This is a genomic window from Streptomyces mesophilus, from assembly GCF_040300965.1.
Taxonomy (GTDB): Bacteria; Actinomycetota; Actinomycetes; order Streptomycetales; family Streptomycetaceae; genus Streptomyces; species Streptomyces mesophilus_A.
In genome coordinates, this window is sequence record NZ_JBEPEW010000235.1 from 1 (window position 1) to 8640 (window position 8640).

At 71.0% G+C, this 8640-nt stretch carries 10 protein-coding genes; 7 read left to right on the forward strand and 3 right to left on the reverse strand.

Annotated elements, in window-relative coordinates:
* The first annotated feature begins 181 nt into the window (after positions 1-181).
* From ABT367_RS39445 to ABT367_RS39455, 3 genes are all read left to right on the forward strand, one after another.
* On the forward strand, positions 182-1027 hold the full coding sequence (locus ABT367_RS39445) for a GNAT family N-acetyltransferase (protein WP_352258552.1): 846 nt from the start codon (positions 182-184) through the stop codon (positions 1025-1027).
* A gap of 183 nt (positions 1028-1210) precedes the next feature.
* Positions 1211-1753, forward strand: coding sequence for a GNAT family N-acetyltransferase (locus tag ABT367_RS39450; protein ID WP_352258554.1), 543 nt, complete (start codon positions 1211-1213; stop codon positions 1751-1753).
* A gap of 201 nt (positions 1754-1954) precedes the next feature.
* Positions 1955-3649, forward strand: a complete 1695-nt coding sequence (locus tag ABT367_RS39455; RefSeq protein WP_352258556.1) for a proline--tRNA ligase — start codon at positions 1955-1957, stop codon at positions 3647-3649.
* 166 nt (positions 3650-3815) lie between these two features.
* Here the strand turns inward: ABT367_RS39455 and ABT367_RS39460 are convergent, their stop codons facing one another.
* The 3 genes from ABT367_RS39460 to ABT367_RS39470 all read right to left on the reverse strand — a co-directional run bounded on the left by ABT367_RS39460 (position 3816) and on the right by ABT367_RS39470 (position 5862).
* A complete protein-coding gene (locus ABT367_RS39460; RefSeq protein ID WP_352258558.1) occupies positions 3816-4718 on the reverse strand; it encodes an aminoglycoside phosphotransferase family protein in 903 nt (300 codons plus the stop codon).
* Positions 4719-4832: 114 nt separating this feature from the next.
* Positions 4833-5306, reverse strand: a complete 474-nt coding sequence (locus ABT367_RS39465) for a ferritin-like domain-containing protein (protein ID WP_165335931.1) — start codon at positions 5304-5306, stop codon at positions 4833-4835.
* A 28-nt stretch (positions 5307-5334) separates the two neighbouring features.
* The gene (locus tag ABT367_RS39470) at positions 5335-5862 is read right to left on the reverse strand and encodes a hypothetical protein (protein ID WP_352258560.1); all 528 of its coding nucleotides are present in this window, start codon (positions 5860-5862) and stop codon (positions 5335-5337) included.
* Positions 5863-6157: 295 nt separating this feature from the next.
* Between ABT367_RS39470 and rimP the strand changes: the two genes are divergently transcribed.
* From rimP to ABT367_RS39490, 4 genes are all read left to right on the forward strand, one after another.
* Complete coding sequence (gene rimP, locus ABT367_RS39475) at positions 6158-6691, forward strand: ribosome maturation factor RimP (protein ID WP_352258562.1); 534 nt, start codon at positions 6158-6160, stop codon at positions 6689-6691.
* Positions 6692-6693: 2 nt separating this feature from the next.
* Complete coding sequence (nusA, locus tag ABT367_RS39480; RefSeq protein ID WP_352258564.1) at positions 6694-7680, forward strand: transcription termination factor NusA; 987 nt, start codon at positions 6694-6696, stop codon at positions 7678-7680.
* Between the two features lie 148 nt (positions 7681-7828).
* Positions 7829-8107, forward strand: coding sequence for a YlxR family protein (locus ABT367_RS39485; protein ID WP_093607858.1), 279 nt, complete (start codon positions 7829-7831; stop codon positions 8105-8107).
* A gap of 149 nt (positions 8108-8256) precedes the next feature.
* Positions 8257-8640, forward strand: a 384-nt coding sequence (locus ABT367_RS39490) for a translation initiation factor IF-2 N-terminal domain-containing protein (protein WP_352258565.1), incomplete at its 3' end; no start/stop codon positions are given.

The window sequence follows — 8640 nt, forward strand, 5'->3', positions numbered from 1 at the left end:
GGTGGCCCGAGGAGCCGGGCCGTCAGCCCCGGCCGGAACCCCGTCGCGGAGCGGCGGAGCAGCCAGGGGCGGGAGCCCCAAGGCCCCACCCGACCGGGGCCGGAAACGCAAGGGGCAACCCGCAAGCGGCCCAGGTACAGTGCGGAGATCCGCAACCCGTACGGTGAGGCTTCCGCGAACAGTGTTGACCCAGACCACCACCAGGGTCCTCGAACCCGGCGATCTCGACGCCGCGCTCGAGATCCTGGAGCGCGAGCCCGTCCACAACGCCTTCGTCACCAGCAGGGTCCAGGCCGCCGGCCTCGACCCCTGGCGCCTCGGCGGCGAGATGTGGGGCTGGTACGAGGGCGGCAAGCTGCGCTCCCTCTGCTACGCGGGCGCCAACCTCGTCCCCATCTGCGCGGGCCCCGAAGCCGTACGCGCCTTCGCCGACCGTGCCCGCAGGGCCGGCCGCCGCTGCTCCTCGATCGTCGGCCCGGCCGAGTCCACGGCGCTCCTGTGGAAGCTGCTCGAACCCGGCTGGGGCCCGGCTCGCGAAGTCCGCGGCCACCAGCCCCTGATGGTCACGGACCGCATGCCCGGGGACATCACCCCCGACCCGTACGTCCGCCGGATCCGTAAGGACGAAATGGACGTGATCATGCCGGCGTGCGTGGCCATGTTCACCGAGGAGGTCGGCGTCTCGCCGCTCGCCGGCGACGGCGGACTGCTCTACCAGGCGCGCGTCGCCGAACTCGTCGGCGCCGGACGGGCCTTCGCCCGGATCGAGGATGGCAAGGTCGTCTTCAAGGCCGAGATCGGCGCCGCGACGCCCACCGCCTGCCAGATCCAGGGCGTCTGGGTCGACCCCGCGTACCGCGGCCGCGGCCTGTCCATCACGGGCATGGCGGCGGTCCTGCGCTACGCGCTCGCCGACGTCGCACCGGTCGTCAGCCTGTACGTCAACGACTACAACGCCCCCGCACGGGCCGCGTACCGCAGGGTCGGCTTCCAGGAAGTCGGCGCCTTCATGAGCGTGCTCTTCTGAACCAAGCTCCAGAACCAAACCAAGCTCCAGAACCAAGCCAAGCTTCAGAACCAAGTTCCTGAACCAAGTTCCTGAACCAAGCTCCTGTCCGGCCCTGCACCATCCCGTGAACCAGCCCCTCAGCAGCGGGCTTTCGAGCAACAAGCTGTTCTGACCGCGCCCGCCGGGCGTTAGGGTTCCCGCATGACAGACGACGTCGTGATCGGGGCCATCGACCTCGCGCTGCGGGTCGACGAGGCGCTGGCCGTGCAGGCCCGGGCCTTCGGACTCAGCGACGACGAGATCGCGGTACGCCGGCAGATCGTGCTGCGCCACCTCGGCTACCCCGGTGCCAGAGCACTCGGCGCGACCACTCCGGACGACCGTCTGGTCGGCTTCGTCTACGGCATGCCCAACGACCGCAGCCACTGGTGGTCCACCGTGGTCGAGCCGTATCTGCGCAGCCGCGACCTCGACTTCTGGCTCGACGACTCCTTCGTCATCACCGAACTCCACGTCGACCCGGGCCACCAGAACCAGGGCATCGGCCGCACCTTGATCACCACGATCACCGACGCGGCGGCCCAGCCCCGCTCGATCCTCTCGGCGATCGACTGGGAGAGCCCGGCCCGCGGCCTGTACCGCTCCCTCGGCTACGAGGACCTGGCCCGCCAGGTCCTCTTCCCCAGCGCCCCCAAGCCGTACGCGGTGATGGGCGCCCCGCTGCCCCTGCGGCGAGCGCACTGACGAAGAGACGAGCGCACTGCACTGACACCGAGGCGAAGGCGCGGACACCGCGGCGAAGGCGCGGACGCCGCGGCGAGCTCACTGTGCGGACCGGTGAACCCGAAACGGATTACCGCCGACCCCCCGCGCCCGGATAACCTCCGAGGCACACCCATAACCTCCGACGCACACCCACGAAAAAACCCGCAGGAGAGCAGAACCATGGCCCAGGTCACGCGCATGTCGAAATTGATGATCAAGACACTGCGCGACGACCCGGCGGACGCCGAGGTCCTGAGCCATAAGCTGCTCGTCCGCGCCGGCTACGTCCGCCGCACCGCCGCGGGTGTCTGGTCCTGGCTGCCGCTCGGTCTGAAGGTGCTCTCCAACGTCGAGCGCATCGTGCGCGAGGAGATGGACGCCGTCGGCGCCCAGGAGGTGCTGCTCCCGGCCATCCTGCCCAAGGAGCCCTACGAGGCGACCGGCCGCTGGGAGGAGTACGGCGCCGAGCTGTTCCGCCTCAAGGACCGCAGGGGCGCCGACTATCTGCTCGGCCCCACGCACGAGGAGATCTTCACGCAGCTGGTGAAGGACCAGTGCTCGTCCTACAAGGACCTGCCGGTCATCCTCTACCAGATCCAGACCAAGTACCGCGACGAGGCCCGCCCCCGCGCCGGTGTGCTGCGCGGCCGCGAGTTCCTGATGAAGGACTCGTACTCCTTCGACACCGCCGACGAGGGCCTCGCCGAGTCGTACGCGCTGCACCGCGCCGCGTACCAGAAGATCTTCGAGCGCCTGGGCCTGGACTACCGCATCTGCGCCGCGACCGCCGGTGCCATGGGCGGCTCCAAGTCCGAGGAGTTCCTGGCCCCGGCCGCGGCCGGCGAGGACACCTTCGCGGACTGCCCGAACTGCGACTACGCGGCGAACACCGAGGCGATCACGTACCCGCTCAAGCCGGTCGACGCCGACGGCGTCCCCGCGGTCGAGGAGCTGGACACCCCCGACACCCCGACCATCGAGACTCTCGCCGCCCACCTCGGCGTCGAGGCCTCCGCGACCCTGAAGAACCTCCTGGTCAAGGTCGACGGCGAGATCGTCGCCATCGGCGTCCCGGGCGACCGCGAGGTCGACATGGACAAGGTCGAGGCACACTTCGCGCCGGCGGCCGTCGAGCTGGTGACGGCCGAGGACTTCGAGGGCCGCGACGATCTCGTACGGGGATATGTCGGCCCGCAGGGCCTGGAGAAGGTCACCTACCTCGCCGACCCGCGCATCGCCCCCGGCACCTCGTGGATCACGGGTGCCAACAAGGAGGGCAAGCACGCGAAGAACGTCGTCGCGGGCCGTGACTTCGAGGTCGACGGCTACGTCGACGTCGTGGTGGTCCAGGAAGGCGACCCCTGCCCCGCGTGCGGCACCGGCCTCAAGCTGGACCGTGCCATCGAGATCGGCCACATCTTCCAGCTCGGCCGCAAGTACGCCGACGCCTTCCAGCTCGATGTCCTCGGCCAGAACGGCAAGCCGGTCCGCGTGACGATGGGTTCGTACGGCATCGGCGTCTCGCGTGCCGTCGCCGCGCTCGCCGAGCAGTCGGCCGACGACAAGGGCCTGTGCTGGGCCGCCGAGGTCGCCCCCGCCGACGTGCACGTGGTCGCCGCGGGCAAGGCCGCGCAGATCGAGCTGGCGCTCGAGGTCTCCGAGCAGCTCAAGGAGAAGGGTCTGCGGGTCCTGGTCGACGACCGCGCGGGCGTCTCGCCGGGCGTGAAGTTCACGGACGCCGAGCTGATCGGTGTGCCCAAGATCCTGGTGGCGGGCCGTCGTACGGCCGAGGGCGTCGTCGAGCTCAAGGACCGCCGCACCGGTGAGCGCGAGGAGCTTCCGGTGGCGGAGGCCGTGGCGCGACTGGTCGGCTGACACCGGGCCACGAGAGAACGTCAACAGGGCGGGCCTGGAAGGAGCACAACGTTCCTTCAGGCCCGCCCTGTGTCTGTCCCAACGGCGTTGTCAGTGGGCGCCGATAGCCTGGAAAGGGCTTCGGCCCCCGGGCGGGAGGGGACTGTCTCCGCACGTGGGGGGCCGCCTACAACCAGGCCGCGAACTCCAGCAGAAGCTCCGAGTCCGCCACCCGGCCCACCCGCCGGGCCCGCACCCCGGACTCCACGGCCCGGAACAGGGTCCAGCCCCGCAGTCGCGTCGCGTCCACATCGAGGGATTCCGCGAGGCGCTTGACGCGGCGCCGCGTGATCGACGAGCCCGACGGCGACCCGACCACGTCCTCGACCCGGTCGCGCACAAGCCGCGCCAGATCGAAGGCACACTCACCGACCACCGGATCGGGCCCGACCGCGAGCCACGGCAGCCGCTCGGCCGAGAGCACCTTGCTCTGCCGGTACGTGCCGTGCAGGAGCCGCTCCTGAGGCGGCGTCGCGAGGAGCTCGTCGCGGGCCGCGAGGGCCTCCGTGACCAGCGGCTCCACCGGATCGCCCGGCGTCAGGCACGCGCGCATCGCCTCGGCCTGCCGCCCGGTCCGCTCCGCGACGGTCTCGAACGGGAACGCCGGCGGCTCCACCCACAGCCGGCGCAGCGCTCCGGCCGCCTCCAGCATCGACTTGGCCTCGGGCAGCGAACGTACCGACATATCGGCATGGAGACGTTCGAGGAGCATCCCGGAAGAGGCCTGGTCGGCAGGGCTCAACAGCCGTGCCGCACCGTGCCCGTCCCAGTGCGCGAGCGCCGCGGCCTCGGCCGCCGGGCGCGACCCGGGCGGCGCCAGCTTGAGCGCCGCGGGGGTGCCTGCGGCGTCGCGTACGAGCGCCACCAGACTCGAGCGGCCGCCCGGCAACTGCAGCCGCTCCACCGTGAGTCCGCCCTCGGAGACGGCCGTCTCCAGGAGCCGCGGCAGTGCGTCGAGCCAGCCGTCGTCGGCCTCCCGGACGCTCTCGCCGAGCGCCCGTACCAGCCGTGTCGGCGCTTCGAAAGCCATGCGCCAGTGTGTCCTTTCGCCCTGCTGTGTGCGGCCTGCGGCCGCCCCTCAAGTCTGCGGCCTGCCACGCGCACTTGCCGAGCGGCCCCCTTGCCGCCCCTACCCCTGTGAGAACTAAGTCCGCGGCTTCGTCGCCGTGGCCCCCGCGGCCGGCACCGACCGTTCCGCGAGACCAGGGAAGGCTACGCTGCCGCCGCGCCACCGCACCGCACGGACCGCCGCCTCGCGCAGCGCGTCCGCCGCGGACCGCCTGCGTTCGCCTTCGGTGGCCCGTACGACATCGGCGTACACGCCCGCGATCTTGTCCTCGAGTTCCGCCGCGAGCCGGGTCGCCGCCGCCGAGTCCGGCACCGGGAACGGCAGCGCGTAGGCGGCCGCCGCCTGCTCCGGCAGGGCGCCGAGGTCGCGCAGCGTGCGCTGCAGCTCGTCCCGCCGCGAACGGTGCGCGTCGTACGCGGCCCGAGCCTCGTCCCGGCGCCCTTCGCGGATCCGCCCGCCGACGACCCCGTACCCGTAGACCGCCGCGTGCTCGGCCCGCAGGGCCGCCTGGTACGCGGCGAGTTCCGCGGTCTTGTCGCTGTCGCTCATCGCCCTGTCCCGCTCAGCTCGTTCCTGCTCATCGCCCCGCCTCACTCAGCAGATACGCGTGTACGTCTCCGGCGGCCGCGATCGACGCGAGCAGCCTGGCGTCCTCGCCGGGCAGATCGGCCAGCGCACCGCGGCGACTGTCGGCGAGCGCCCGTTCGGCGTCGGCCAGGCGGCGCAGGGTCACCTTCTCGCCGAGCGGTGCCTGAACGGGCGCGCTCCGCGCGGGACTCGGGCTCGCCTTCGGTGCGCCGCCGAGCGCTTTCACATGGGCCAGTACGTTGTCGCGCAGCGGCCCGAGCCGGTCCGCGAGCCGGGGATGCGCGGTGATCGCCGCCTCGTACTCGGCGAGCAGTCCCGAGCTGTCCTTGGCGATCGTGGCCCGCACCTGCGCGGCGCTCGGCCGGCGGCCCGCGGCACCGGACGAGCCGGTGTCCGAGCCGTCGTCCGAGCAGGCGGCGAGCAGTGCGGCGCCCGCGGCCGTCACGGCCCCGGTCAGCAGACTCCTGCGGCGCGGCCCGGTACGGGCGGGCCGGGGGAGGGGTTCGTCGTACGGCACGGCAGACGTCCTCGGGGCGGTCAAGGTGCGGGGGCGTTGGTTCCTCGGAGTACGAGGCAGTGATCACCGTACCCGCGCAAGGGTTCGGGACCGGTGAGCGGGACACCCCACGGCGCCGGTCATGCCCCCAACAGCTCCTGGGTGCCGCCACCCGAGGTGGAGGGGGCGCGCGAAGCGCTCGTCAGAGGGGTGGTGGCGGGCGACCGGTGGGCAGCAACACCTCCCGCGACCGGATACCCTTTGACCTGACACGCGAGAAACCCACAACAGCACACGCGGCCGAGGAGTCACCCGGATGAGCACCACCCAGAGCGAAAGGCTGCGCGGTCTGCTTGAACCGCTTGTCGGCGCCAAGGATCTGGATCTCGAAGAGATCACTGTGACTCCCGCCGGAAAGCGTCGTGTGCTGCGTGTCGTGGTCGACTCCGACGAAGGCGTACAGCTGGACACCTGTGCCGAGCTGAGCCGGGAGATCTCCGAGAAGCTGGACGAGACGGACGCCATGGGCAATGGCGAGTACGTCCTGGAGGTCACCTCCCCGGGCGCCGACCGTCCCCTCTCCGAGCACCGCCACTATGTGCGTGCCACGGGCCGCCTGGTGAAGTTCCAGCTGACCGAAGGCGGCGAGCTGATCGCCCGCATCCTGAAGGTGGACGACGAGGGCCTGGACCTCGAAGTGCCGGGCGTGAAGGGCCGTAAGCCCACCTCGCGCCGTCTTTCCTTCGACTCCGTCGCCAAGGCGCGCGTGGAGATCGAGTTCAACCGCAAGAACAAGGATGTCGACGACGCAGACGTCGACGCTGATGCTGACGCGAAGAAGGAGGCGTAGCCGTGGACATCGACATGAGTGCCCTGCGGGGTCTGGTCCGGGAGAAGGAGATCTCCTTCGACCTTCTCGTCGAGGCGATCGAGTCGGCCCTCCTGATCGCCTACCACCGCACCGAAGGCAGCCGCCGCCGGGCGCGGGTGGAGCTGGACAAGAACACCGGCCATGTGACGGTGTGGGCGAAGGAAGACGCCGAGGACCTCGAGGAGGGCCAGGAGGCCCGCGAGTTCGACGACACCCCCTCGGGCTTCGGCCGGATCGCCGCGACCACCGCCAAGCAGGTCATCCTGCAGCGGCTGCGCGACGCCGAGGACGACGCGACGCTCGGCGAGTACGCCGGCCGTGAGGGCGACATCGTCACGGGCGTGGTCCAGCAGGGCCGCGACCCGAAGAACGTCCTGGTCGACATCGGCAAGCTGGAGGCCATCCTGCCGGTGCAGGAGCAGGTCCCCGGCGAGGAGTACCCGCACGGCCAGCGCCTGCGCTCCTATGTCGTACGGGTCGTCAAGGGTGTCCGCGGTCCGTCCGTGACGCTCTCGCGTACGCATCCGAACCTGGTCAAGAAGCTCTTCGCACTCGAGGTCCCGGAGATCGCCGACGGCAGCGTCGAGATCTCCGCGATCGCCCGCGAGGCCGGCCACCGCACGAAGATCGCCGTACGGTCGACGCGCTCCGGCCTGAACGCCAAGGGTGCCTGCATCGGCCCGATGGGCGGCCGCGTGCGCCAGGTCATGGCGGAGCTCGGCGGCGAGAAGATCGACATCGTGGACTGGTCGGACGACCCGGCCGAGATGGTGGCCAACGCGCTGTCCCCGGCCCGTGTCTCCAAGGTCGAGATCGTGGACCTGGCGGCCCGTTCGGCCCGGGTGACCGTCCCCGACTACCAGCTCTCGCTCGCCATCGGCAAGGAGGGCCAGAACGCCCGCCTCGCCGCGCGCCTGACCGGCTGGCGGATCGACATCCGGCCGGACACGGAGCAGTCAGGGGAATAGGCGAGGGGGCACGGAGGCGTTACAGCCTCTGCCTCCGGACGAGCCGGCAGCCCGGCAGCGGCGCAAAGATCGCGCCGTATTTGAAGCGCGCAGCCATTCGAATCTTGCCCCAAAGGGGTGAGGTCGGTGCGGGGAGGTAGACTTAACGGTGTCTGGCCGGACGCACGCCCGAGCCTGCCCTGAGCGAACCTGTGTGGGATGCCGGGAGCGAGCGGCCAAGCACGATCTGCTGCGGACCGTGTTGATCGAGGGTGAATGTGCCCCCGACCCGCGCGGTACGCTGCCCGGCCGGGGTGCGTATGTACACCCCGCCCTGGTCTGTATCGACACGGCGGTCCGCCGCCGGGCGTTTCCGAGGGCGCTGCGCGCCGAAGGACCGCTCGACACCGCGGCCCTGCGCCGGTATGTCGAGCAGGCGCAACCGTAAGAAGACGTGCCGCACGGAGCCCCGTGCGGTCCAGGTACCCCCGCGAGTTGGAAGTAGGTCGAGATTGCGATGAGCACTCGATGAGCACGCGATGAGTACGCCCATGAAGTAGCGACGGTCCGGCGTAACCCGGACCTAAAAGGAGCGAAGTGGCTAAGGTCCGGGTATACGAACTCGCCAAGGAGTTCGGAGTTGAGAGCAAGGTCGTCATGGCCAAGCTCCAAGAACTCGGTGAATTCGTACGTTCGGCGTCCTCGACGATCGAGGCGCCCGTTGTACGCAAATTGACTGACGCATTGCAGGGTCCGGGTGGCGGCGGCGCCGCCAAGAAGGCCTCCCCTGCCAAGCCCGCGGCGCCGAAGCCGGCCGCCGCCAAGCCGGCCGCATCGGCCCCGGCGACCCCGGCAGCACGTCCTGCCGCGCCGAAGCCTGCGCCGGTCACCCCCAAGCCTGCGGCGGAGAAGCCCGCGGCCCCCGCACAGCCGGGTCCGCGTCCCGCCCCCGCAGCACCCAAGCCGGCCGCGGGCTTCTCC

Coding starts and splice junctions, on each gene's coding strand:
- ABT367_RS39460 (WP_352258558.1), bottom strand. CDS start 4,718: ATGGCTTTCGAAGCGCCGACACGGCTGGTACGGGCGCTCGGCGAGAGC.
- ABT367_RS39455 (WP_352258556.1), top strand. CDS start 1,955: ATGGCCCAGGTCACGCGCATGTCGAAATTGATGATCAAGACACTGCGC.
- rimP (WP_352258562.1), top strand. CDS start 6,158: ATGAGCACCACCCAGAGCGAAAGGCTGCGCGGTCTGCTTGAACCGCTT.
- ABT367_RS39465 (WP_165335931.1), bottom strand. CDS start 5,306: ATGAGCGACAGCGACAAGACCGCGGAACTCGCCGCGTACCAGGCGGCC.
- ABT367_RS39450 (WP_352258554.1), top strand. CDS start 1,211: ATGACAGACGACGTCGTGATCGGGGCCATCGACCTCGCGCTGCGGGTC.